A 26,220-nucleotide genomic window follows, 5' to 3' on the forward strand; every position below is an offset into this window, starting at 1 on the left:
GAATTATACGCTTCGCTCATTTCAAGAACATTATTGAGAAGTATCACTAAAAGTCGGAAAAATACAGCTATCGATAAATAGATAATAAAAGTTAAACATTCAAAGCCATTGAATCCGATTCTTCTATTTTAAAGAGTTCGCATTGATTTTCAAATTATGTTTGAAGATTCCGAGCACAAAATAAACATAGAAAATAGAATAAGTGCAGCATATTAATTGAATTAAATGGTTTGCCAATCATTAACACACCAATAATTTTGAAAAGATGTTTTTCACGAAACAATATATCCTTTTTTATTGTTTATTTGAAAAACAATATCATGTAATTATCAAATTTGATAATTTATTCTATGATATATATTATCATAAAGAATAAAATCCTTATCTTTGCAGAAAGATAACGAATTGCATGAATATCTATACAGAAGATGAAGCACTAATTGAGTTATTGGAAGAGGGTTGCACCAATGACAAAAGATACAAGAGACTTCCTAAGGATGTAATCAAAGGTTATATAAAAGCATATAATCATTTAAAAGCAGCCACAAGAATAGAAGATTTATTCAGAATCGGAAGTCTGCATTATGAACGATTGAAAGGTGACTTAAAAGACTTTGAATCGGTTAGATGTACCGGACGTTGGAGATTAATATTTCAAAGTTCCACAATAGACGGTTCATTGATAATTACTGAAATAGAATTAATAGAAATATCCAACCATTATGGCGACTAAAATCAAATTAAACGATTGCGTACCTTGTATAGCCATTCATCCGGGTGAAATCATTAAGGATGAATTAGATGCAAGAGAAATGAAGCAAAAAGAATTGGCTTCACTTATGAGCATGCCTACTTCCGTACTCAATGATATTATAAAGGGACGTCGTGCTGTAACTCCTGAAGTTGCTGTTTTGCTACAGGAAATTTTAGGAATAGATGCTTCATATTGGTTATCATTACAAAATCAATATGATATAGACCAAGCAAATATAAATAAGAAAATAGTAGAACGAAAAAAGAATATTGAGATATGGAAAGTAATTTCTCAATATTGTTCTGTCAAATATTTCGAGAAATTAAATGTTATTGGAACGAAAATATCAGAAAACATAAAAATAATATATTCAATTTTCGGCGTAACTTCAGTTGAAGAACTAATAGCTTCGTTTTCTTCAGAAAAGGAACTTTCTTATTTTAAGAAATCTGAATGTTTAAAGAGCGACCCAATTAACATTTTCTCATGGAAACATTTTGCTTTCTATCAAAGTTCACAAATGCCGGATGTTGCCGATTTTGATGAAAACAGTTTAGAAAGACTTGTGCAGGAATTGAATCAAATGTTTGTTGTAAACATAAACACTATTGATAAGACAAAAGAAATTCTGTCACGATATGGAATTAAATTTATTATAGTGTCTAAATTCGACAAAACACCGATTGATGGATTTTCTTTTTGGCAAGGAAAAAATCCGACCATTGTATTAACATTACGATTAAACAAAATCGATAATTATGCTTTCGCTTTATTGCATGAGATATACCATGTTTATATGCATCTTATTAACAATAGAGAACAGAAATACATTGCCATAGAAGGAGCTGAAATAAATAAATGCGAGGAAGAAGCAAACAAATTCGCCAAGTGCTCTTTAATTGGTAAAGACTTATGGAATACATTCCTCAAGCAACATTCCATGATTTCTCCACATGCAATGCAAATGAAAATAAAACAATTTGCTCATCAACATAATATCAATGAGGCTATTGTTTTAGGATTTTATCAGCATGATATTAATTTGTATTCTATTAAAAGCTCAATATCAAGAGAGATAAAATAGAATATTCAAATACATTTAGTATATTTGCAATTAATATGACCTCCCACGCTTCCCATTTGAATAGCGCACCCGGGGAGGTCTTCGAGTTTTATATAAGATGACAAGCTTCCTATTATTGATATAACCCAATATTACCGTACAAATCTAATTGCACACAATTTGCACACATCTTAGGAAAATAGAAGAAAACAAGAAATATTATTTGAAAAGGAAATATTATCTTTGGGCTTGGAAATCAAGATGTATGGATATGAAAAGATATAAAATGCAAATCGCTGAAAATCAAATATTTGCGACTCATAATCTGGAGGTCCCTGGTTCAAGCCCAGGCTGGTCCACAAACTAAAAGGCTCATCTCTAACGAGATAGAGCCTTTTTTGTTTGCAGACCCTCCAGATATGAATCTGTTGCTCTTGGTTGATTTACTCCTATTTTAAGCAGATGTTGGCTAATTGTTGACTAATTAAAATAGAGCTAATATGCTGACTATTAAAGCTGAGATTAAAAGGAGTGAACTAAAAGTTGACGGAACTTATAACGTCAAGATTAGATTCACATTAGACCGCAAGGTAAAACGCTTATCCACCAACCTGTTTGTAACTCAACAAGACCTAACTAAATCCCTCAAATTCAAAGAGGACACTTCCATTAAGAGAGAAATAGATAGGCTTGTTCTCTATTATAGGGAACAGTGTTTAAAACTGCAATTAGACCAAAATCATTATTCATTGGATGAGATAATTGAGTTCCTAAACGGAGAGCAAGAGAAGCAACAAACCATTGACTTTATAAAGTTCAGTCGTGAGTGGATAGCTTCTACTACCATAAAAGGAGCACCCAATTATACAACTGCCATCAATGCTTTGGTACGGTTTGTTGGCAAGGAAGAATTGGATATAAATCTTATCACCTTAGACTTCTTGGAACAGTTCAAAGCATTTTTAATTGGAGAACGTGATGCACGTACCAAGAAACTGATGCAACAAGGTAAACGTGTGACCTCTAACCGCACTCTTTCCCTCTACTTGGTAAGCATCAAGAAGCTGTTCAATGAAGCCAAACGTAAGTTCAATAAGAAGGACAAGAACCTTATTCTTATTCCTAACTCACCCTTTGAAGACTTCAAGATACCTAAACAGGAAGCTACACGTAAGAGAGCCATTCCAGCAGACATCATTAAAAAGGTGTGGAAGCTGCCTTATAAAGACATGAAGAAAGGATATAAGTCCACCTGCCGTTATAACTTGGCTAAAGATTGTTTCATTCTCTCATTCTGCCTTATGGGAATCAATTCAGCAGACCTTTACAATGCTACTGAAATGAGAGGGAACACTATTATCTATAACAGAACTAAGACCAAAGCTCGCAGATTGGATGGTGCAAAGATGATGGTAGATATTCCTAAGATAGTGCAACCTCTTATTGATAAGTACAAAGACAGCACAGGCAAACGTCTATTTAACTTCTATCAATATTATGGAGATGAAAAGACATTTAACAAGGCTATTAATTCTGGGTTGAAAGAGATTGGAGCAATATTAGAAGTAGATGATTTGGAATACTACGCTGCGCGCCATAGTTGGGCTACCATTGCACTGAACAAAGTAGGCATAGACAAATACATTGTTCACGCAGCTTTGAACCACATAGATGATTCTATGAAGGTGACAGATATTTATATTGAACGTGACTTTGTAAATGAAAACAAGGCTAATACTAAGGTTGTGAAGTACGTGTTTGGTAAGTAAGCTAATAATTCCCCACTTGTAGCAATGTGCAGGTGGGGATTATTTTTTAACTTTGCAAACAAACTAAAATTTATTAGCATGATAATACACCAATATACTTCTATTGACAGTTTAGCCCTAATTCTTAAGAATAAAACAATTAGATTTAAGCGATTAGACAAAATGGATGACATTGAAGAAGCTGCATTAAGTAATGCAGGAATCCATTTAGGAGGTTTTATGTTTGTTTCCTGCTGGACTTTTAATGAGATTGAAAGCATTCCATTATGGAGAATGTACACACCAACAACTAAAGGCGTTAGAATCTCATTAGATAAGAATATGTTTAAAAAGCATATCGTTACTAAAGAAGATTCTGAGAAATATCATATACAGACTAATGAGGAAAGTTTTTCATCAATCATCCCAGTAGCAAAGATGTTTACTCCTCAATATACTATACTTAATACATTCTGGAATGAAAACTTTTTTTATAAAAAGATTGAATACACAGATGATTTAAATAAAATATACAATTCACTAATACAAAATAACTCTAATGACGTTTCTTTAAATTTTGAAAACGTTGGTAGATTCAAACATAAACATTGGGAATTTCAAGACGAATGTAGGTTTAGACTTATTATATTTCCAAATAATAACATAAATATTGGTGACAAAAGGTACGCAACTTATATCCTTTCTTGTGTAAGAGAAGAACGATTTCCTATAATAGATTCATTCTTTATTGACTTAAAGGATGATGCGTTTGATAATTTAAGAATTACATTAAGCCCCTATGCAACCGAAGCAGACCAGTTAATTGTAAACGCTCTATGCAAAGAATATGCTCCTAATGCACATATCATTGATAGTTCTCTAAAAGGGAAAGTAAGAATTTGACACCATGCTTAAAGTAACATTTGACATACCAACCATACAGAAACTATATCCAGAACTGAACAGATGTTTCGGATTCACCTATGACGACATATCTAATGAACTTACCCAAGTCTATACTAAGAAAGTCTTTCATCTGACACCAGAAGAAAAAGAGCTTGCCAATCAGTGTAAATCAAATGATGATTGGGGTGTAGATGCAGTAAAATTTGCATTGGCTACTACCGAGAATATAGTAGTTACAGTTCCAGATAGTTTTAACCCTAAAACAATAATGGAATCTTATGTTACAAAACTTTATAATGAAGACTTTGCTTCATGTGCATTAATATTCATGGCTGCACTCCTATACAGGGACAGAATAACGGAAGTTCCAATATCGGAAGGAGAATATGACGATATGCTATATCAACAATATATCCATGAAGTCAGACCCGATATGCTAAAATTATACATTGCTCTCAATCAGCCCAAACAGAAAAAAGGAAAAGACTTCATTACCGATATAAAGATTACAGCAGGTGGTAATTCCCCAATAGCTATCAATAATAAAGATAGCTGGTTTGAGAACAAACTGAATGAATACCTGCATCAATATTTGGGAGTAAACAGTTTGGAGGAAGCCCAAGATGAATTGCATTTCATCTATGGAGATAAAAAAGTGGGCAGCAAGAAGATTAACCCCATCCAATCATTATATATATGGGGAACATATCAGTTACTTCAAGACACACATTTAAAATCCGTTAAGGAGAAAGTTCCTACAAGACCACAGGCAAACTTGATAGAATCATATCTTAGGGCTATTGAACTGATTGAAGCTGACGATGTAGATACGGATGCAAATAATATCAGAAGCAGACTGAGCTATTTTCTGAATAGATACGATACGGCAGAAGCCCTGTTGGATTATAAAACATTCAAATTATCACCTTATAATATAGGTGGAACGAAACTCTGGTAAACCAAACCCTCCCTACTTAAAAGGCAGCTCTTACGATGGTAAAGAACTGCCTTTTTATTTGCCCTATTCCTTACCACCCTACCCAACCACAATATTCTACTTTTGCAGCGCTTTCAAAAAGGAGTGATGATAAATCTCTTAAAGGTAAATGGCTGGTAAAAAACTCACTCAAACATACAGTTATTCTTTACCAATTCACCTCATGAGGACATCATACCTTTGCAGCGTAATCAGAAAGCCAAGTGCGCATAGGCTGGACGGTTATAAATTAAATGTACAATAAATAGAACCTAATGCTGTAAAGGTCAAGCGTACAAAACTATGTCACAGAATATTGCTATTGAGAATGTGAATAATGAAGTTGCCAATGCAAACGAAGTTCAACAACTTAATAATAAAAAGATGGAAAAAGTAAATGAAACAACAGTTATGAAGATGCAAGCAGTAGAAGAAGCCCGTCAGAATTTGATGAAAGCCAAGAGCGTGCTTGAAGCCAACAAGGATGCAGAAGCCAATATTAAGAAATCTGCACAAGTTAATGTTGGTAAAGCTGAAACTGCATACCTTGAAGCACTTAAAAAAGTGGAACTTCCAACCACTAAAATAGAAGTTTGGAATGAAGTTACCAACACAGCCGAACAGGTAATCTTCACTAAAGAGCAAAAGGAAATCATCATCGCTACATCTGTTTACAGTATGGCAGTAAGCAAGGTAAACCTTGAATGTGGCAAGGATTTGATAACCAATGAACATTTTGATAAAGTTCCTCTCTACATTACAGAAGCCGCCCTATTTTACAACGCGGACATTGAGCTGAAAGACCTTAACGGAAACATTATACCTAAAGGCACTCCCAATGTTTACGTTCCTGTTGATAAAGCAAACGGATATTGGCAATGGGCAAGCTACCATGAACACAACCTCAATGCCATAGTCAAGGACGACACAAAACTGACCATAGAGAATGTGAGAATTAAAAAGTTTGATTCTTTACAGGAGTTTGGCAAATACAGAGGAGTGAACAACGTGTTAAGTCGTGGTTTTAACGGATTGGAGAAAGCTGGCAACGCAGCATTAGCCACGCAGCAGGAGTTCTTTAACAGGGTGTTCCAAAAGGCATTGGAATTGAAAGCAAACATCAGCGTAGTCACCAAATATTATAATTTTGGTAAAACACTAAGTTTGAAAGTCTGGAACAGTGCCATGCAGGGAGTTTGTGAAGCCAAACTTGAAGAATATGACTTGACAATAGGAGATACAATCATCAAGACTTTAAATGACATGAAGATTTCTAAGGACACTATCAGACATCGCTACATGATTGATGCAATTACCCAGCTTGCCAACTACGCACCGAATGGAGAAGACAAGAAGATTGGGTTGGATGAAACTCTAAACACCATAAAGATATTGAATGAAAGCAGCATTAAAATTATAAATGAAGTAAAATCAGACCATGTGAACACTATCTATTCTGAAATGCTCACTCAATATCTAAAGAATCATGGAGTGATTAAAGAAGAACAGGCTGCATAAGCCATTAACAACAAAGCCCATGTGACAGGTGGGCTTAATTCTTAACCGATTAAATAATAAAACAATGAATCCATATATCATACAATCGAGCTTATATCTAAGCACTATCTACGAAGCAATAATTGCCAAGCAAGAAATACTAAGAGCTAAAATGCAGCAATACAATGATGTCAAGCTCTACCTGTTCAGTTTCATTCTCCCAGAATATAGTTCTAATGAATATATTGTAAATAGTCTCAAACTTTATAATGAAAATGAGCTGTTCCCCATAATTATAACTTCCATTACATATAAGGAAGTTGATAATCCAAGAATAGCTTTCAAGAATGAGAATGGGATTATACACTTAGTCCTATGTTTTGAACATGACAAGGAGGATTGACAAGAAGCAGGGAAATGTGAGAGGTTTCCCTGCCTACTTAATACTTCTGAATTGTGGTCTTATCATTAGTTCCCCACTCACGAAATTACTATCTTTACAGTACCACAGACAGATAATCCCATCACACAGATTGACGGACTTACAAACTATTCAGAATATCTAAAATGGAAGAATTTACTTATGAACAGATAAGAACTAAGGCTCTTAAACAAGGAATAAAAGATAACAAGGTTCACATTGGATTGTGGGCTAATCTTAATAACTATTTAAAGACAAGGAGAAAGAAAAATGGAAAGGTTACTACCTATTATATATCATTGCAGAAACTATCTTATTAATTTACTAATATTTAAACTGATATGATAATTCATCTACCAACAGGAAAGAAGTTCCATAACAGAAAGGAAGCTAAGATATATTTTGGCACTGCCTACTATTATAAGATGGAACGAGAGAAGAAAGATTTAAAGTTTACCAATACTATTCAATCAGCTACTAATGAATATGAAGATACCTCAAAGATACCTGCAAAACAGGATAAGTAACATTAGGCAGGATTATGCTACTATTAACAAATCTATTGTAGATAAACTCAATCCTCCTAATCTGTACAGGTTCTTCTGTCTGTCCTTATATAGAAATGACTATTATAAGGTCAGATGGAGAATTAAGGATTTAGCTAAGCGGACTGGAGAGGAAGAAACTGCACTAAAGAATTTCAATAAGGATATAGAAGCTGTGTTGATTAGAAAGAGATACAGGGAAGCCATCAACCACCCTCTTATTGACTTTACAATGAGAAGTCTTTACTGCATCCCACCCATAGACCGCCCCAACTTTATAACACTGTCCTACCTCTTTATGAAAATGGATTTGGATATTAAAGTGAAAGGATATTATATCAAGCTCTTATTGATAGCAGAAGATAACAAGATATTGCTTTCTCTTAATAAGTTGGCTGACAAATTGGGAATGGGTAAGAAGAATGTAGAGAGTTACAATCTGGATTTATATAATGCAGGTCTGTTAAAATTCATACCCAAAGGGATAGAGCTTACTCCAAAGGAACTATTATTAGACAATGATATAGCCAAACAGCGCAAGGAGTGGAATCCAACCAACTCAAAAAACGTGGTTAAGATAGCTTTCAAGTCCAAATAACAGGCAAGCAGGATTTTTCGTACTGTTTATTACTATATTAATAAATGGTACGAATAATCCTAAGTCTGCCTTATTCTGACTTTAGAAACATCTAAAATTGGATTTTTAAGGTTGGAGATAGGCAGACTTTATAAATGGAACTTCACAATACCTATTTAAAAATCACAAGAGTTATATACGAGACACCCCTACCCATATAAACACCCCCTCATAGCTCTTAAATAAAAAGAATACTTTATAAATGTAGTCCAACGGCTGACAGGAATAAACATTCTTATTAATCCAAGAGCAGGCACGATGCACTATTACCATAGCCTGCCAATAATTTACTAATGCTCCTCATTTCCTTTGAAAGAATCTTTAGGGAAAGACATAGGACAGCCTAAGATACAAGCGAAGAAATTCACTTGTGTTTTGGGTTTGTTCCTATTAAATCCATTCAATCAATAACCATTTAATTCAATTTCATTATGAGAGATTTAGTAATTATGCCAGCTATGGCACAGCGTAGAGAATCATTAAACATGGGTGAGTTTGCAGAAGAAGCAATCATTGTAGAAGAAGTTACAGCACCCAAGAAAGTAAACCATTTCATTGAAGCAAATACACAGGAAGTAACCTTACAGCACCTACAACAAGACTGCATCATTCCAAGTTTTGCATCAATGGAAGAAACTATTAGTCACCAATCCTTTATAGGTGCAGTAGTGGATGCAGCTAAAGATTACTTTCATGGAGAGCAGTTTGATATGCCAGAGATTAGAATTTCACACCCTATCAATGGTAGAATACCAAGTGCATTAGGTAAGAAGGCTTCTGAACTGACTGATGAAGAGAAAACTTTGTTCTATCAGAGAATGTGTTTCTGCTTTGAAATTCCATCCATTGTACATGATGAATACGGTAATCGTTTAGCATTATCCATTGGTGGAGTGAGAGCATATAACGAGATTAACTTGTACAGTAAGAAGTCTGTTGAGAGATTTAAAATCTTCATAGGATTTAGGAATAGAGTTTGCAGTAACCTCATGCTTACTACTGACGGTTTACAGGATAAGATAGAAGTCCTAAGCGTACAGGAACTATATGCAGCAGCATTGAATCTGTTCCATGCTTACAACCCATCCAAAGACCTGCATCTGTTAAGGACACTTGGGCAGATGTCAATCTCTACAAGCGAGTTCTGTCAGATAATAGGCAGGATGAGATTATATCAAGCTCTTACACCCAACCAACAGAAACGCTTACCTCGTCTATTGTTAGGCGACAGTCAGATTAATGCAGCTTGCAGAGCATTCGTTTCTGATGTGAATTTCAAGAGTACGGGGGACAGCATTACAGGCTGGCAGCTCTTAAACCTGCTCAATGGTTCTGTAAAGTCAAGTTACATTGATAACTTCTTGGAGAGGAATCTTAACTGCACAGAGTTTGTACAAGGCATCCAACGTGCCAAATTAGGAGATAGTGAATACGCTTGGTTCTTGGGCTGAGTGGATTGTTGATTGAGAGAGGAAAGGGCATCATTAACTTGGTGTCCTTTCTTTATTTCTACCAACTTATTAATATTGTACATTATGGATATAGATTATACTGTGGGTGAAGTGGAACTGTCCTACAAACCCAAATTCAAGAAACTGCATAAGGTAGTCAGTTCAGAGGACGCTTATAAATACTTACTTCCTACCTATAAGGAGGGAACTATCTGTTACAAAGAATATTTTAAAGTCTTGTTTCTAAACCAAGCCAGCCAAATTTTAGGTTACACTCTCATTTCAGAGGGAGGAATTACTGAAACTTGTGCTGATGTCAGAGTAATTCTACAAGCTGCATTGCTTACCAATTCAGTAGCTCTTATTCTTGCACATAATCACCCAAGTGGTAGCATGAAACCAAGTAGGCAGGATATGGAGATTACTAAGCAGGTCAAAGAAGCTGCAAGACTTATGAGAATTACAGTTTTAGACCACCTCATACTTACAGATGCAGGATATTACAGCTTCGCAGACGAGGGAGAATTATAATAAGGTAAAGGGTACTCAATTTCTAAGTTGGGTGTCCTTATCATATTCACTTCTGCTATTAGTGAATGTTCCTTTAGTAATCAATGAGTTAGTAAATCCAACTCAGAATTAATATTCACTTCTATTCGTTTCATTATAAAACAGAACATTATGTCGCTTAAATATTCAAGTACAACGGCAGACTATCTTGTTTGGTCTGATGCAATGAACCTCATAAGGAAGTTAGCTAAAGATGAGAATTATAAAATCTCACTCCTCATTAGTTTGGGATGCTTCACAGGATTAAGAATATCTGATATTCTATCTCTAAGATGGAAGCAGATATTAGGTACTGACGAGTTTACAGTAATTGAGCAAAAGACAGGCAAGGTAAGAACTATCAGACTAAACCCACAATTACAACATCATATTAAAGAGTGCCACGAGCATATAAATCCTATTGGAATCAATGCACCAATCCTTATAAGTCAGAAAGGCACTATCTTCACAGTCCAAAGAATCAATATCATTCTTAAAGAGGTGAAGAAGAAGTACAGGTTGAAGATTAAGAACTTTAGCTGCCATTCACTTAGAAAGACTTTTGGCAGGCAGGTCTATAATATGAACAGTGATAATGCTAAACTTGCTTTAGTAAAGCTGATGGAACTGTTCAACCATAGTTCTGTTGCCATTACTAAAAGATACTTGGGATTAAGGCAGGAAGAAATCTTACAGACTTATGACTGTTTGAGTTTCTAATTGATTGGGACAGGATTATTAAGATACATCTTTATAGTGGTCTGAATGGTTCTGTCCCAAATCAATGAAATATTGAGCTTAGATACATCTAAAGCCCAATCTTGACAGTTTGGCATTTCAGCCTTATAGAAGTAATGCAATTCCATTAGTTTACAGAGTTTATAACTATCTCAACTCTTATTAATCATGTTACGGGTAGCACTTCTTGAATATCCAACAATATGCTGACCTAAAGATAATAATTCAAGGTGGGTAAGAATATTCAGAATTTAGTCTTTATATGGGGAGAAGTGAATTTGATACCCACATGGATTTAGAGAGTTCAGATGCAACTCTGCTTAAATACTCCATTAATTCTCTGTTTAGTAACACAATAATTACTATTAATCCACACTCCATGCTAATAGATTTAAAACCTTTTGTTACCTTTGCACCAATTCCAATGAACTAATGAGATAGAGAGTTGGAAGGACATATTTAACGAAAGGTGTTATTGAAATTATCTTCTACATTCAAACTTCGCAACTTTGATATTGGAATGAAGATGATAGCAATAGCACCCACACTGGATATATATTTACCTTATGTCTGTAAGGTTTCTATATACCTCTTGGTGTGGGGCTATTGTTTTATCCATTCCAAAGGTAATGCGAAGACCTGAATGTAGGATAGAACAAATATAGCTTCCACACCTTTTTTATTTATAATTCATCGTAGGAAGCAGATGAGCATAACATTTTAATTATGAAGCACAGATTATTACTGTTCTTATCAATGCTGTTTATAACCACTTATATCAATGCTCAAAATGAAATTACAGGCTTCTTAGGAATTAAATTGGAAGACAAGCCTTATGTAGCCATAGATAAGTTAAAAAAAAGATACTCTAATGTAGAATGGAAGCATCCTTGCATCTATTTGAAAAATGTTACATTCATTGATACTAAATTTGACAACTTAGTTATCACCTATAAAAATGAAAAGCTCGTAGAAGCTACATTCACATTATTTGATAACGCATCTGTAATGGATAATCCTTTTAAAGACAGGGCTACCATTCTGAGTGAAGCTAAATCCAAGCAGAATCAAATTATGAATAGGTTTACACAGGCATTCAACGGTTTAGGGAATGCATTTTGTTCTAAATATGGTAATCCAGCAGTTTCTTCTGAAGGTAATGCAATATGGAGAGATACAAATTCTAATTCTATAACTCTAAATGTCACCCTTAATAATTCACAAGATGAACTGGGAGTACATTTTGACGGTATATTGACAGTTACATATAGAACTGCAACCACAAACAATGATGAATTTTAAAAACTTAAACATACAGAATAATGAAAACATTTAGATTATTAGCGACCTCATTATTGGTTGCATTAGGCATGGGAATTAGTTCTTGTGGCGATGATGAATTAGAAAAGGAGCCAATTCACATCTTTGACCCCAATGGGGATAATGGTTCATCTGATTTAGAAAAAACATACTCGCAGTACATTAATGATTATGAGAATATAACCTGTAAACGATTCGAAGACAAAGGTGATACTATCGAATTTACAGGAATTACAGCTAAAGGTTATCTAATGATAAATCTATTCCAATATGCTACTAAGACTAAGGTCTTTGATTGGATAGATAATGTCAAGACTGATACCATCTATCAAATACATAAGGGTTATGGAGAATATGAAGAGGTAAGAGTTAAAGCTATTGGATTATCTCATGGGAAATATCATCTAAACTCCAATAAGGACTTTATAACATTGCTTGATTTCTATGGAGAAACATCGCCATTCACAAGGGCATTGTTTGTCAATGGAGGACAATCCAAAATGGCGAACATCTTACCTATGGATTCTTGGAGAGTAAGAACTTTTATTCCTAATTGGTACGATAATGAGTTCTGCTTCATTCATGACTGTTTATATACGCTTGCAGGTGATACTGTTTATACTATCAAATATGGAGAATATGATGATAATGATATAAATATGTACGGGAGTAGAATTGCTACAAACGGTTATGGTTCTTTTCAATACCGATTTGAACAAGTGTCAGCAGAAGAAGCCATAGGAGCGGAATTAGATATAGATAATTTTCATGGCTCTTACCAATTAAGAGTTGCACGAATTAATTATAGGACAGCTCAAAATATGTGGGGAGAACAAAGATATATCAACTTGCCTTTTGATTATGAAGCTAAAGCTAAATTGTCTTATTCCATTACGGACAAATCTTCTGACATATGGAAATACAAAGTAAATATTACATATTATGATGGCACAAAGAAAGAGGTCACATTAAATGTTAATATTGAGAATGGAGAAGTACAAGGAGAAGATGATTATAATACTCTTCTTATTATAGGTAAATGGAAGAGGACAAGTGGTGATGCTGTTGCTACCCATGTAACTTATAAGAATGATGGTACATTTGAATATACAAGTACAGAAGATAGCTCTTACAAGGAAGTGGGCAAGTACAAGATAGACGGTAACAAGCTCTATGAAATGTACAGCGATGAAGAAGAATGGATTATCAATGATATTCTGTTACTTAATTCTATGACCTTATCAGTGCAGGAATTGGAAGCAGACGGAGTAACACCCACAGGTCAGAAGTACTCTTATCAGAGAGTAGAATAAAAGATTTATAGTCATACTAAAAGTGAGCAGCATTTGAGGAAACTCTTATGCTGTTTTCTTTTTTATATAAGCACTACGAATGTTACATACTAACAACCCAATTCTTTGGAATATAGGAAACTAATATTTAACTTTGTACCGTAGGTTTAGCTGTTGACTAATTGTTGACTGATAAACTTCCAATGAGATTATTAATACGTTGACATATTGCAATTTAATAGGATGAAATTTAGAGCCTCATAATCTGGAGGTCCCTGGTTCAAGCCCAGGCTGGTCCACAAACTAAGAGGCTCATTCCTAAGGGAATAGAGCCTCTTTTAGTTTGTAGAACCTCACAGATATAAGCCTGTTGCTTGGGTAATATTAGTGTGGAATATAGTCAAAACGCTCCTTCGGGCAGTGTACAATTAGTATGGTCACTTCCCAACTCGGCGAGCATCTCACCACAGCATTTGCTTGACAGGGAAAAAAAGACGGAACTACACTAATACTCCTCAAATCAGCCGAGTCGTGGATGAATGCCATAGCACAGGCTACCGGATGTGTCTATAAAGGATTTTACCCGGTAGGGCGCAATTGGATAGGTGGTATTTACTTCGTAAAAGAACATCCCCTGTTTAATGGACTGCCCACCAACACAGCTATGGGCCTTACCAAGCATTGGTGCACGAGGGAGATAAGAAATTAGGGTTCTATTTGGAAGGTGATGAAATGATTGTAGGCTCCTATCGTACTCCCCCCCCTTTGCCTAGGTTCTACTTTGGGAATCATTCCTTATGGTAAAGGGAGAATAATCTACTCTACACTTGATGTTGTAGACAACTTACTGTCACAAGAACCGGCAGCCGAAGTGGCTAGAAAACTTTTTTGCAATATGCTTATTAGTAACTGGTAAAGTAATCTGCAAACTAAAAGATGGGTAGCCTGCTCAGACTACCCATCTATAAATTATTAATGTAAACTGAAAACAATCTTCACCTATTTAGCGGAAATCTTTCAATTCTTCCTGTAACCTCTGACGAGTAAAGAAAATACGGCTTTTTACTGTTCCCAAAGGAAGATCTAGTTTTTCAGCAATCTCACGATACTTAAATCCGGATACGTGCATAGCAAACGGAACTCTATATTCTTTTGGAAGGGCATTAACCACACGGCGCATCTCTTTTAAATCATAAGCGCTCTCCGTACTTTCAAATCCTGAATCTTGTGGCAGGTTTATATGGTAGAGGTTATCAGTCTGATCGACGAACGTTTGGTCTCGTACCACTTTACGATAGTTATTAATAAAGATGTTGCGCATTATAGTGTACATCCATCCTTTGAAGTTTGTATCGGGGGTATATTTATCTTCGTTATCCAAGGCTTTTAATGAAGTTTCCTGCAACAAATCGTTTGCTTCTTCGCGATCGGTTGTTAATTTATAAGCGAAACGGAGCAATTCTTCCTGTACTCCTACCAGGTCTTTCTTGAAGCTTAAACTTTTCATATGCGTTACTTTTAATTTGTGAATACTTGTTTCAATTCGATGATGCAAGTTTACGAGAATTCGATGGAAGCAATGAACCGAGAATAAACATTTTTTAGGGGAAAATCTATCCGCCGACTATTTTTAGGTCATTTCTGATAGTTTTTGGGTGGTGTTCCGGTATGCCACACAACAAAAAATCCCATTTTGAAGTCACACTTGACTCAAAATGGGATAACACAAACAAACAATATTAGCGATTTTCACAAACAGCTGTCTTTTTTATATTCTAAAATTCATAAGACTGATTTAGATTATGTTACTAGAACATTTTTATTATGGATACAAATGTATTACTTTATCAGCACATTACAGGTAGGAAGGAGAAATAGTTATAAAAAAAAATCCATCCACATATAAAGAATAGTACATATACACAAATAATTATATACAAGGTAGGACTATCACCTGAGAATGAATATCTAAAAATCGCCCATTTCATCGGAAGAAAACGGGAATAAATTATATTTTAGATATAGCCTCATTTGCAAGCTAAAAGCAAAAAGAGTATCTTTGGCATACAAAATAAAAAGTATAATGATGATACTGAAATGCTATCTGCCTATTCTCTACCTACTACTAACATGGTGCCCGTACATTTCCGGAGTACCCCCAAGAACCCCTCAACCTAAAAAAAGTCCGATGGCTCTATACATGGATTCTCTAGGATTGATAAACGTTACTGAGCTAGACAATAGTCTTGCTGTACAGCTAATGTACACACAGGATGATAACTTCACCGGGGAAGTCCTTTACGATAATCTGACAGAAGCTTATTTGCACCCGGACGCCGCATATGCTCTCGTGAAGGCGCAAAGAGCTTTAAAGGAATTACACCCGTCTTATAGCCTCATCATTTACGATGCCGCCCGTCCAATGTCTGTACAGAAAAAAATGTGGAATGTAGTGAAAGGAACCTCCAAATACAAATACGTCTCCAATCCGAATCGGGGTGGTGGACTACATAATTATGGCTTAGCCGTGGATATCAGTATTCTGGATTCATTTGGACAACCATTGCCTATGGGAACGAAAGTAGACCATCTGGGTGTAGAAGCCCATATCACACAGGAAAACGAGCTGGTACGCAATGGAAAAATAAGCGAGACGGAACATCAGAACCGGTTACTGCTACGGACAGTAATGAAAAAAGCCGGATTTCGTGCACTCCCCAGTGAATGGTGGCATTTCAATTATTGCAGCCGGGATGTAGCTAAACAGAAATATAAATTAATTCCATGACCGGCACCCCATCATTAATCACATTATCGTATCATATAACCATATCTTTATGTATATCTCCTCTGAAACCCGACTTTTTATCCGCGAACATTCAACAGACGATGTACGTACTCTTGCTTTACAAAGCAAAAAATATCCGGATGTAGATATGCCGGTTGCTATCACTCAGATTGCAGGACGGCAAATCGCCGCAGAAAAGATTCCATCGTGGAAAAAGATAGAAGATATAAGATATCCCAAGCACCTGTCCTTAGAACAATGTTCTTCGGAGATCACCGCCTATTACAAAGCCGGTCTCCTGCAAGGAGATTCCTTAACTGATCTGACCGGAGGATTCGGGGTAGATTGTTCATTCCTTGCCGAAAAATTCAAATCCGTCACTTATGTAGAACGACAAGAAGAATTGTGCGGTATAGCCGCACACAACTTCCCCATATTGGACCTAAACCACATTAATGTAAAGAACGAAGACGGAATAGCTCACTTGAAAGCAATGTCTCCGGTAGACTGTATCTTTCTCGATCCCGCCCGCCGCAATGAGCACGGAGGTAAAGCTGTCGCTATCTCCGACTGCGAGCCCGACGTAGCCGCACTCGAAGGACTCTTACTAAATAAGGCCAAGCAAGTAATGGTAAAGCTCTCCCCTATGCTCGACCTTTCATTGGCACTACGAGAACTGCAACAGACACAGGAAGTCCATATTATATCCGTCAATAACGAATGTAAGGAGTTACTGCTGATTCTCGGTCAGACAATACCGCAAGAAATCAAAATCCATTGTGTCAACCTCTCCACCAAAGGAGAGCAAGAAGGACAACACTTTACATTCACCCGTGAACAGGAGCAATGCAGCCAATGCAGCTACACAGATTCTTTAGATGAATATCTGTATGAGCCTAATGCCTCCCTTCTGAAGGCCGGAGCTTTCAAAAGCTTGTCATCCGCTTTTCCTATAAGGAAATTACACCCCAACAGTCATCTTTACACCTCCGACACCTTGATTGATAACTTTCCCGGAAGAATATTCCGGATTGTCAATCAATGCAGCTTCAATAAAAAAGAAAGCAAAGAATGTCTGGCCGACCTCAAGAAAGCAAACATCACCATCCGCAACTTCCCGGCTACGGTAGCCGAACTCCGTAAACGGATCAAGCTATCGGAAGGAGGAGATACTTATCTATTTGCCAGCACATTAAATAACGAACAGAAAGTCCTGATCCGCTGCGAGAAAATCAAGTAGACATCTCAAATGCCGTAATATAAACGTAACATATTTGTTATGCGTTCTTCAACCAACTGTAAAAAGCAAGAAACGTCACCCCTCTACTTTTGCAGCAAATAATTAACGCACGCTAACATTTATGAAACGATTTATCAGATTACTCTCATTAGTTCTTTTAATTATGAGTACAAGCGGTAACACTTTTGCAGAAGAAAAAGTGAACGTAGTCAAACAAGGTACTATCCGCGGACGTATTGTGGATACTTCCAAACAGATTCTGCCGGGAGCCTCCATCTATATTGAAAAATTACACACCGGAGTAACAAGTGATATCAACGGTTACTACACATTTGCCAATCTTACTCCCGGCACATACACCGTAAAAGTAAGTTATGTAGGTTACTCTCCTGTCGAAATGAAGATAACCATTCCTGCCGGAAAGACACTCGAAAAAGATGTAGTGCTCAACGAAGGATTGGAACTGCAGGAAATAGTGGTAGGCGGTGCTTTCCAAGGACAACGCCGTGCCATCAATGCACAGAAAAACAATCTGGGAATCACTAATGTCGTTTCAGCCGACCAAGTCGGTAAATTCCCCGACTCTAATATCGGAGATGCGTTGAAACGCATCAATGGTATCAACGTACAATATGACCAAGGAGAAGCCCGCTTCGGACAAGTACGCGGAACTTCCGCCGACCTTAGTTCCGTAACCATCAACGGCAACCGCCTTCCTTCCGCTGAAGGTGATACGCGAAACGTTCAGCTCGACCTGATTCCCGCCGATATGATACAGACCATTGAAGTGAATAAAGTAGTTACTTCCGATATGGACGGAGACGCTATCGGAGGCTCCATCAATCTCGTCACGAAAAGCACTCCGTACAAACGTACTTTCAGTGCTACTGCCGGAACCGGATACAACTGGGTCAGTGAAAAAGCCCAATTGAATCTGGGGCTTACCTACGGTGATCGATTCTTCAATAATAAATTAGGAGTAATGGCCGCTATCTCCTACCAAAACGCTCCGGTAGGATCGGACGATGTGGAGTTCGAATATGATGTCAACAAGAAAGGAGAAGTAGTCATGGTAGAAGCACAAAAACGCCAATACTACGTAACCCGTGAACGCCAAAGCTACTCATTGGCCTTCGACTACGATATAAACCCGAACCACAGACTGACATTGCAGGGTATCTATAACCGCCGTCATGACTGGGAAAACCGTTACCGTGTCACTTATAAGGACCTGGACAAGACAGGACTGGATGACGAAGGTGAAATGCAACAATCCGCACAAATAGAAACTAAAGGAGGCACACCCAACAATAAAAATGCCCGTTTGGAACTACAGCAGACTATGGATTTCAGTCTGGGTGGAGAGCACCAATTCGGCAAACTATCTATGGATTGGGGAGCTTCTTACGCACGTGCCACCGAAGATCGTCCGAACGAAAGATATTTTAACCTGAAACAGGACTTTCTCGGATTCGACGTCGTAGATGCAGGCGACCGTTTTCCATACGTGACAACAGATGTAAGCCTCCACAATGGAAAAGCAGACGGTGAAAGAGGAAAATGGAAAGTAAAGGAACTGACCGAAAGCAATCAGGAAATCTATGAAAATGACCTGAAATTCAAAGTCAACTTCGAACTGCCTTTAACCAACGGTATCTACGGCAACAGTCTGAAGTTCGGAGCCAAATATGTTTCCAAGACAAAAGACCGTGACGTAATCTGCTACGACTACGCAGATGCATATAAAGACACCTACGATACAGAATACATGAACAATCTTACCAGTCAGATCCGAGACGGCTTCATGCCCGGCAGCCAATACAAAGCTACGGATTTCGTCTCCAAAGAATACTTAGGATCACTCAATCTGGCCAATATGGAAGGCGAGCAGGTTCTTGAAGAGTCTTCCGGCAATTACCACGCCAAAGAGAACGTCACTTCCGCTTTCTTCCGTTTCGACCAAAATCTCGGAAAGAAAATAAAGATGATGTTAGGACTCCGTATGGAAGCCACTCATATCAAATACAACGGCTGGAATTGGAACGTAGATGAAAACGAAGATGAAAGCCTCGAACCGACCGGTGATCATAAAAACGACTATGTCAACTGGCTCCCCAGCGTCTTATTCAAATACGATGTAAACGACGATTTCAAAGTACGCGCATCTTTTACAGAAACATTAAGCCGTCCCAAATATTCGGCTTTGATCCCGTGCGTGAATATCAACCGTAGCGACAACGAGCTGGTGATGGGTAATCCTGATTTAACTCCGACTATATCCTACAACTTCGATTTAAGTGCAGATTATTACTTTAAAAGTGTAGGTTTGGTCAGTGCAGGCATTTTCTACAAGAAAATCAACGATTTCATTGTAGACCAGGTAATAGGAGATTATATCTACCAGAATAACGAATACAAAAAATTCACTCAGCCCAAAAATGCAGGTGATGCAGATCTATTAGGCGTAGAACTTGCTTACCAACGTGATTTCAGTTTCATTGCTCCCGCACTGAAATGTATCGGATTCTACGGCACATACACCTATACCCACACTAAAGTGAACAACTTTAACTTCGAAGGACGTGAAAATGAAAAAGACTTGTCTCTTCCCGGTTCTCCGGAACACACAGCCAACGCCTCTCTCTATTTCGAGAAGAAAGGATTCAACGTACGTCTCTCTTATAACTACGCCTCCAGTTTTATCGATGAAATGGGAGAAGTTGCCGCACTAGACCGCTATTACGATGCTGTCAATTACATGGACTTGAACGCCAGCTATACGTTTGGGAAGAAAATAAAGACTACGTTCTATGCGGATGCCACCAATTTGCTGAACCAGCCGTTGCGTTATTATCAAGGCGTCAAAGACCGTACAATGCAGTCAGAACACTATGGAGTGAAGATTAACGCCGGAGTAAAAGTCAACTTCTGATACGGGCTGATTTGTTCCTTTTAAACCAACAGCTCCTCAAAAATCAAAACAATTGCATACATTTACAAACATCTAATATACAACAGAATATGAATATAAAGATTAAAGGTTTATTGATTCTAGCATTGATTTCCGTCTGTACATTCGCTCAGGCACAATTGACGGATTATTCTATATTTGATCAGAAGTTCAACTTCTATATAGCGAACGACTTGGGACGTAACGGATACTATGACCAAAAACCGATTGCCGAACTGATGGGTACGATGGGAGAAGAGGTCGGTCCCGAATTCGTCCTGGCTACCGGGGATATCCATCATTTCGAAGGAGTGCGCAGCGTGAACGACCCCTTATGGATGACCAACTACGAACTTATCTATTCTCATCCGGAATTGATGATTGATTGGTTTCCGATTTTGGGAAATCACGAATATCGCGGTAACACACAAGCTGTATTGGACTACACCAATATTAGCCGCCGTTGGACAATGCCCGACCGTTACTACACAAAGAGATTCGAAGAAGAAGGTACAACCATCCGTATCATTTGGATTGACACGACTCCTCTGATCGACAAATACCGCAAAGAGAATGATAAATACCCCGATGCCTGCAAACAGGATATCAACAAACAACTGGCATGGCTGGATTCTGTGCTGGCTAATGCCAAAGAAGACTGGATTATCGTAGCCGGACACCATCCTATCTATGCATACACCCCGAAAGAAGAAAGCGAACGGATGGACATGCAGAAACGTATAGACCCTCTCTTGCGCAAATATAAAGTAGATATGTATATCTGCGGACATATCCACAACTTCCAGCATATCCGCGTTCCGGAAAGTGGCATCGACTATATTGTCAATTCCTCTGCATCACTGGCACGCAAAGTAAAGCCCATCGAAGGAACAAAATTCTGTAGTCCTGAACCGGGTTTCTCCATCTGCTCTATCAACAAGAAAGAACTTAATCTACGCATGATAGACAAGAAAGGAAATGTGCTTTATACAATCACCCGAAAGAAATAAGTTCTCTTAAAAAGATAAATTCTACTCTCAGAAAAAACACACGACATAGGGTGTCTCTTTCGTGATGAAAGGGACACTCTAACTATATATATCTATCGGTCACAGTCATTTCGGCTTACTTTCTTGGGCAGTCTTATCTGTAGGACTTGTATTTCTCAAATCATCTTTCGGAATCGTCGTCTCATTACCATCCCGCATAGCCATATAATGCGGTGACATGATTTCAATACCCGCCTCATTAAATTTATCCTGAATATTCTGATGCAGGTTTGAATAAATCTGAGGCATTTTATCAGCTTCCTTGATATAAGCATTCACCTGATATACCGGATACCAGTCACTTAAAGAAGTTTCCAGAACAAACGGACGCGGGTCGTCCACTACACCGGGAGTATTCAATGCCGCATCAATCAACAATTCATTTACTTTCCGCCAAGGGATATCATAACCAATGGACACCTCAGAATGAATAATCAGCCCGTATTCACGTGCTGACGTGCTATAATTCACGGTATGAGACGACATGACGAAAGAGTTGGGTACAGTGACCACCTCATTCTTAGGCGTACGGATACGGGTGACAAGCGGAGTTTTCTCAATAATGTTCCCTGTAGTATCATTCAACTGAATCCGATCTCCTATCTTGAACGGACGCATATAAGTAATCACCAATCCGGCAATGATGTTGCCGATAACCGTACTCGAACCGAGTGAGACAATCAAGCCGACAAACACCGATATTCCCTGAAACACTCCGGAGTTGGAACCCGGCAAGTAGGGATAAATCATCGCAATCATAAAGGCATAGAGCAGAAAACGGATAATATGGAACGTCGGCATTGCCCAATCCGGATAAAAGCCGTTGATCTTAAGACGCCCTCCCTCTACTTCACGTGCCAGATACAATACGAAACGCACCAGATATTTCACTGCATACCAGATCACAATAATGGTAAACAGTTTAGGAATGTAGTCAATGATACCGACAAAGATTCCACGAATCGGATTCCAGATATAACCGAGCAGACGATAAGCCAACCCTTCCGTCTGTGGGAAAATAATAAAAATCAGCGGTACGGTAAACAGTAATTGTAATCCCATAAGGATATACCGCCCTACACTGGCTAGAAAGACTAACAGATTCGCCTGCTTCTGTGCGTCCAACAATTCATATCCCTGAATCGACACCGGTTTTATCTTCGTATCTTTCAAGCGTAGAATGCGTACTTTCAACTTACGGAACAGCCAATTGGTAAGACGGAACAAAAAATACTGGCCTACAATCACCAATACAAAATAGAGAATACGTTTTGCCATTCGCCAAATCCCGTGTTCCGCCTTCATCTCGTGCAGTTTGTCAACAACGTTCTGCCGTCTCTCATTCGCCAGAGAATCGCGGGAAACGCCCTCCCATAAAGCGTCCTGATCCGTAAGGGACAGCAACACCTTATTGCCATACATCAAATCGGAAACAATATCCGAATGGTCTACAGAAACCGAATCGGGACGAAGATTGAAGCGCCTTCCCAATTCTTCAATGGCGCTACCGGTCATTTGCGCCCTTTGTTGAGGAGTATACCCACCCCGTTTTGTATAAAGATAAAATAAAGTGTCGCCATCCGCCACTACAGGAATACCTTTGGTAAACTGACGCAAAGAATCGATGCGTTGTCGTTGCCGGGCATACTTCACCGAATCGGCTGCAGCCATCTGAAGCTTCATCTGCTCCATCTCCATCCGCATATTCGCCTCATTAAGCCGGGCAGTCTCCAATGTCTTTTGCAAATTTGCCACATAAGCAGAGTCCGATCCCTGTTTCATAGAAGCATGTACACCGGTTATACTATCCCCCGCAAATATCTTTTTGACAGCCTGCTCCAACTGCGCCTGTGCCCCAATTGTTGCAAAAGACATCAACAATATCAGCACCAACCGCTTTATTTTATTTATTTCCATATTCTACTATTCAAATGATTACAAATTAAGGTTAATCCACTTCTTTTTTACTAAAACAGAGCAAACATACGGATTGTTTTTGACATTACAATTCCTAAATTGATTATCTTTGCAATTCAAACAGAAAAAGCTATGAATATATTATTTCTTATAGGAGGACTTATCCTCATTCTTCTAGGTGCCAACGGATTAACAGACGGTTCTGCCTCAGTAGCCAAACGCTTTCGCATTCCGCCTATCGTTATCGGGCTTACTATTGTCGCATTCGGAACTTCTGCCCCAGAACTGACGGTCAGCGTTTCTTCCGCTCTCAAAGGCAGTGCGGACATCGCTATCGGTAATGTAGTGGGAAGCAATATTTTCAATACATTGATGATCGTAGGCTGCACCGCCCTATTTGCCCCGATTGTCATCACCCGTAATACGCTCAGAAAAGAAATACCGCTCTGCATACTCTCTTCAATCATTTTACTGGTTTGTGCCAACGATGTCTTTCTGGACAAGGCATCAGAGAACATTCTAAATAGAGTAGACGGTCTGTTATTGCTTTGCTTTTTCGCCATCTTTATGGGATATACATTTGCTATCGCTTCCTCTGGTCCTTCCAAGCCTATAACGGACAATGCGCAGCCAGCCGAGCACTCCGCCGAAGAAGAGGAAATCAAATCGCTCCCCTGGTGGAAATCCACTCTATATATCATCGGCGGTCTGGCTGCACTTATATACGGAGGACAGTTATTTGTCGATGGAGCCACTGGTATTGCCCGCAGTCTGGGAGTCAGTGAATCGATTATCGGCCTGACTTTGGTAGCGGGAGGCACTTCTCTGCCCGAACTTGCCACTTCCATCGTTGCCGCATTGAAGAAAAATCCGGAGATTGCCATCGGTAATGTAATAGGAAGCAATCTTTTCAATATCTTCTTCGTATTGGGATGCAGTGCAAGTATCACCCCGCTCCATCTTAGCGGAATTACTAACTTCGACTTATTCACATTAGCAGGTTCCGGTATCCTGCTCTGGTTCTTCGGGCTATTCTTCGCCAAACGAACGATTACACGAATAGAGGGAAGTATCATGGTGGTTTGCTATATAGCTTACACATTAGTATTGATTTACAATACCTAAACCATCCGTCAATTTTTGGCAGCTCATCCCCCGTACACAGTTTTTGCCGTCCTGCGCGTTGTAATTTAAAGATTATCACGTATCTTTGCTTCCTGAATCATAAATACGAGATATGGCTATTACAATCAAGAAAGTCTCTACGAAGAGAGAACTTAAGAAATTTATTCGTTTCAATTACAGGATGTATAAGGATAACCCCTATTCCGTGCCCGACCTGTATGACGATATGCTTAACACATTCAACAAGAAGAAAAACGCAGCGTTCGAGTTCTGTGAAGCCGATTACTTCCTCGCCTACCAAGACGATAAGATAGTAGGTCGTGTAGCCGCTATCATCAACAACCGCGCTAACGAAAAATGGGGTTCCAAGAACGTCCGTTTCGGATGGATTGATTTCATCGACGACCCGGAAGTATCCTCCGCACTGATAAGAACCGTAGAAGATTGGGGGAAGGAACGGGGCATGACTCACATTGTCGGACCTCTCGGATTTACCGACTTCGACGCAGAAGGTATGCTGGTGGAAGGTTTCGACCAACTCAGCACGATGGCCACCATCTACAACCATCCCTACTATCCGGTACACATGGAGAAACTCGGTTTCGAGAAAGATGCCGACTGGGTAGAATACAAAATCTACATACCGGAGACCATCCCCGACAAACATAAGCGTATCTCCGAACTGATTCAACGCAAATATAACCTCAAGATAAAGAAATATACCTCCGGAAAGAAAATAGCCAAAGACTATGGACAGAAGATATTCGAACTGATGAACGAAGCTTATAGTCCCCTCTACGGATATTCACCTCTGACCCAAAAGCAAATTGATCAGTATGTAAGAATGTATCTGCCTATTCTCGATTTGCGCATGGTAACCCTCATCACCGACGCCAACGACGAACTGGTCTGCGTAGGAATCTCCATGCCATCCCTTGCCGAAGCCCTGCAAAAATCGCACGGGCGGTTGTTGCCTTTAGGATGGTTCTATCTGCTAAAAGCATTATTCATGAAACGTCGTGCCAAAATGCTTGATTTACTACTCGTTGCCGTGAAACCCGAATATCAGAATAAAGGTGTTAACGCTTTGTTATTTTCCGATTTAATTCCGGTTTATCAAAAATTAGGTTTTATCTTTGCAGAAAGCAACCCCGAACTGGAACTGAACGGAAAAGTCCAGGCACAATGGGATTACTTTGAGACTCAACAACATAAGCGCCGCCGTGCGTTCATTAAAGAGATAAAATAAAAGCT

At 38.4% G+C, this 26,220-nt stretch carries 22 protein-coding genes; 20 read left to right on the forward strand and 2 right to left on the reverse strand.

Translation table 11 applies throughout. The features are described from left to right. Nucleotides 1-409 precede the first annotated feature (409 nt). From H8S63_RS05280 to H8S63_RS05345, 14 genes are all read left to right on the forward strand, one after another. Nucleotides 410-733: a type II toxin-antitoxin system RelE/ParE family toxin gene (locus tag H8S63_RS05280; RefSeq protein WP_005798232.1), complete on the forward strand. Its 324-nt coding sequence runs from the start codon at nt 410-412 to the stop codon at nt 731-733. After that, on the forward strand, nt 723-1,838 hold the full coding sequence (locus H8S63_RS05285; protein WP_025076463.1) for a HigA family addiction module antitoxin: 1,116 nt from the start codon (nt 723-725) through the stop codon (nt 1,836-1,838). Before H8S63_RS05280 ends, H8S63_RS05285 begins: the two co-directional genes overlap by 11 nt. Before the next feature lie 479 nt (nt 1,839-2,317). Then, complete coding sequence (locus tag H8S63_RS05290) at nt 2,318-3,586, forward strand: phage integrase SAM-like domain-containing protein (protein ID WP_118422719.1); 1,269 nt, start codon at nt 2,318-2,320, stop codon at nt 3,584-3,586. Between the two features lie 162 nt (nt 3,587-3,748). Continuing rightward, complete coding sequence (locus H8S63_RS05295) at nt 3,749-4,468, forward strand: DUF2971 domain-containing protein (RefSeq protein WP_227073142.1); 720 nt, start codon at nt 3,749-3,751, stop codon at nt 4,466-4,468. A gap of 4 nt (nt 4,469-4,472) precedes the next feature. Next, on the forward strand, nt 4,473-5,429 hold the full coding sequence (locus H8S63_RS05300) for a hypothetical protein (RefSeq protein ID WP_118422720.1): 957 nt from the start codon (nt 4,473-4,475) through the stop codon (nt 5,427-5,429). 321 nt (nt 5,430-5,750) lie between these two features. Then, entirely contained in the window at nt 5,751-6,965 is a 1,215-nt protein-coding gene (locus H8S63_RS05305) for a hypothetical protein (protein ID WP_186925944.1), read from the forward strand. Between the two features lie 741 nt (nt 6,966-7,706). Next, entirely contained in the window at nt 7,707-7,892 is a 186-nt protein-coding gene (locus H8S63_RS05310) for a hypothetical protein (protein WP_117601628.1), read from the forward strand. Next, nucleotides 7,852-8,508 (forward strand): hypothetical protein, encoded by a 657-nt coding sequence (locus H8S63_RS05315; protein ID WP_186925945.1) that lies wholly within the window; start codon nt 7,852-7,854, stop codon nt 8,506-8,508. Before H8S63_RS05310 ends, H8S63_RS05315 begins: the two co-directional genes overlap by 41 nt. 470 nt (nt 8,509-8,978) lie before the next feature. Further along, a complete protein-coding gene (locus H8S63_RS05320) occupies nt 8,979-9,998 on the forward strand; it encodes a DUF3871 family protein (RefSeq protein WP_182420083.1) in 1,020 nt (339 codons plus the stop codon). A gap of 84 nt (nt 9,999-10,082) precedes the next feature. Continuing rightward, on the forward strand, nt 10,083-10,529 hold the full coding sequence (locus H8S63_RS05325; RefSeq protein ID WP_186925946.1) for a JAB domain-containing protein: 447 nt from the start codon (nt 10,083-10,085) through the stop codon (nt 10,527-10,529). 150 nt (nt 10,530-10,679) lie between these two features. Next, nucleotides 10,680-11,267, forward strand: coding sequence for a tyrosine-type recombinase/integrase (locus H8S63_RS05330; protein ID WP_186925947.1), 588 nt, complete (start codon nt 10,680-10,682; stop codon nt 11,265-11,267). Between the two features lie 744 nt (nt 11,268-12,011). Further along, on the forward strand, nt 12,012-12,587 hold the full coding sequence (locus H8S63_RS05335) for a hypothetical protein (RefSeq protein ID WP_117601631.1): 576 nt from the start codon (nt 12,012-12,014) through the stop codon (nt 12,585-12,587). Nucleotides 12,588-12,607: 20 nt separating this feature from the next. Continuing rightward, the gene (locus H8S63_RS05340) at nt 12,608-13,918 is read left to right on the forward strand and encodes a hypothetical protein (RefSeq protein WP_118422722.1); all 1,311 of its coding nucleotides are present in this window, start codon (nt 12,608-12,610) and stop codon (nt 13,916-13,918) included. Nucleotides 13,919-14,432: 514 nt separating this feature from the next. After that, the gene (locus tag H8S63_RS05345; RefSeq protein WP_186925948.1) at nt 14,433-14,606 is read left to right on the forward strand and encodes a hypothetical protein; all 174 of its coding nucleotides are present in this window, start codon (nt 14,433-14,435) and stop codon (nt 14,604-14,606) included. A 294-nt stretch (nt 14,607-14,900) separates the two neighbouring features. Here H8S63_RS05345 and H8S63_RS05350 read toward each other — a convergent pair whose 3' ends face one another. Then, complete coding sequence (locus H8S63_RS05350; RefSeq protein WP_022275661.1) at nt 14,901-15,404, reverse strand: RNA polymerase sigma factor; 504 nt, start codon at nt 15,402-15,404, stop codon at nt 14,901-14,903. A gap of 576 nt (nt 15,405-15,980) precedes the next feature. Here H8S63_RS05350 and H8S63_RS05355 point away from each other — a divergent pair. From H8S63_RS05355 to H8S63_RS05370, 4 genes are all read left to right on the forward strand, one after another. Continuing rightward, nucleotides 15,981-16,685, forward strand: coding sequence for a M15 family metallopeptidase (locus tag H8S63_RS05355; protein WP_186925949.1), 705 nt, complete (start codon nt 15,981-15,983; stop codon nt 16,683-16,685). A 49-nt stretch (nt 16,686-16,734) separates the two neighbouring features. After that, nucleotides 16,735-17,925, forward strand: coding sequence for an SAM-dependent methyltransferase (locus tag H8S63_RS05360; protein ID WP_186925950.1), 1,191 nt, complete (start codon nt 16,735-16,737; stop codon nt 17,923-17,925). Nucleotides 17,926-18,046: 121 nt separating this feature from the next. After that, the gene (locus H8S63_RS05365) at nt 18,047-20,857 is read left to right on the forward strand and encodes a TonB-dependent receptor (RefSeq protein WP_186925951.1); all 2,811 of its coding nucleotides are present in this window, start codon (nt 18,047-18,049) and stop codon (nt 20,855-20,857) included. A gap of 95 nt (nt 20,858-20,952) precedes the next feature. Then, a complete protein-coding gene (locus tag H8S63_RS05370) occupies nt 20,953-21,885 on the forward strand; it encodes a metallophosphoesterase (RefSeq protein ID WP_186926051.1) in 933 nt (310 codons plus the stop codon). A 105-nt stretch (nt 21,886-21,990) separates the two neighbouring features. Here H8S63_RS05370 and H8S63_RS05375 read toward each other — a convergent pair whose 3' ends face one another. Then, nucleotides 21,991-23,841 (reverse strand): mechanosensitive ion channel family protein, encoded by a 1,851-nt coding sequence (locus tag H8S63_RS05375; protein ID WP_007747543.1) that lies wholly within the window; start codon nt 23,839-23,841, stop codon nt 21,991-21,993. A gap of 132 nt (nt 23,842-23,973) precedes the next feature. Between H8S63_RS05375 and H8S63_RS05380 the strand changes: the two genes are divergently transcribed. Both H8S63_RS05380 and H8S63_RS05385 read left to right on the forward strand, forming a co-directional pair. After that, nucleotides 23,974-24,966, forward strand: coding sequence for a calcium/sodium antiporter (locus H8S63_RS05380; RefSeq protein WP_186925952.1), 993 nt, complete (start codon nt 23,974-23,976; stop codon nt 24,964-24,966). A 112-nt stretch (nt 24,967-25,078) separates the two neighbouring features. Then, the gene (locus H8S63_RS05385; protein ID WP_022275654.1) at nt 25,079-26,215 is read left to right on the forward strand and encodes a GNAT family N-acetyltransferase; all 1,137 of its coding nucleotides are present in this window, start codon (nt 25,079-25,081) and stop codon (nt 26,213-26,215) included. The last annotated feature ends 5 nt before the right edge of the window (nt 26,216-26,220 follow it).

The sequence above is a fragment of the Bacteroides sp. NSJ-39 genome, from assembly GCF_014287315.1.
Classification (GTDB): domain Bacteria; phylum Bacteroidota; class Bacteroidia; order Bacteroidales; family Bacteroidaceae; genus Bacteroides; species Bacteroides finegoldii.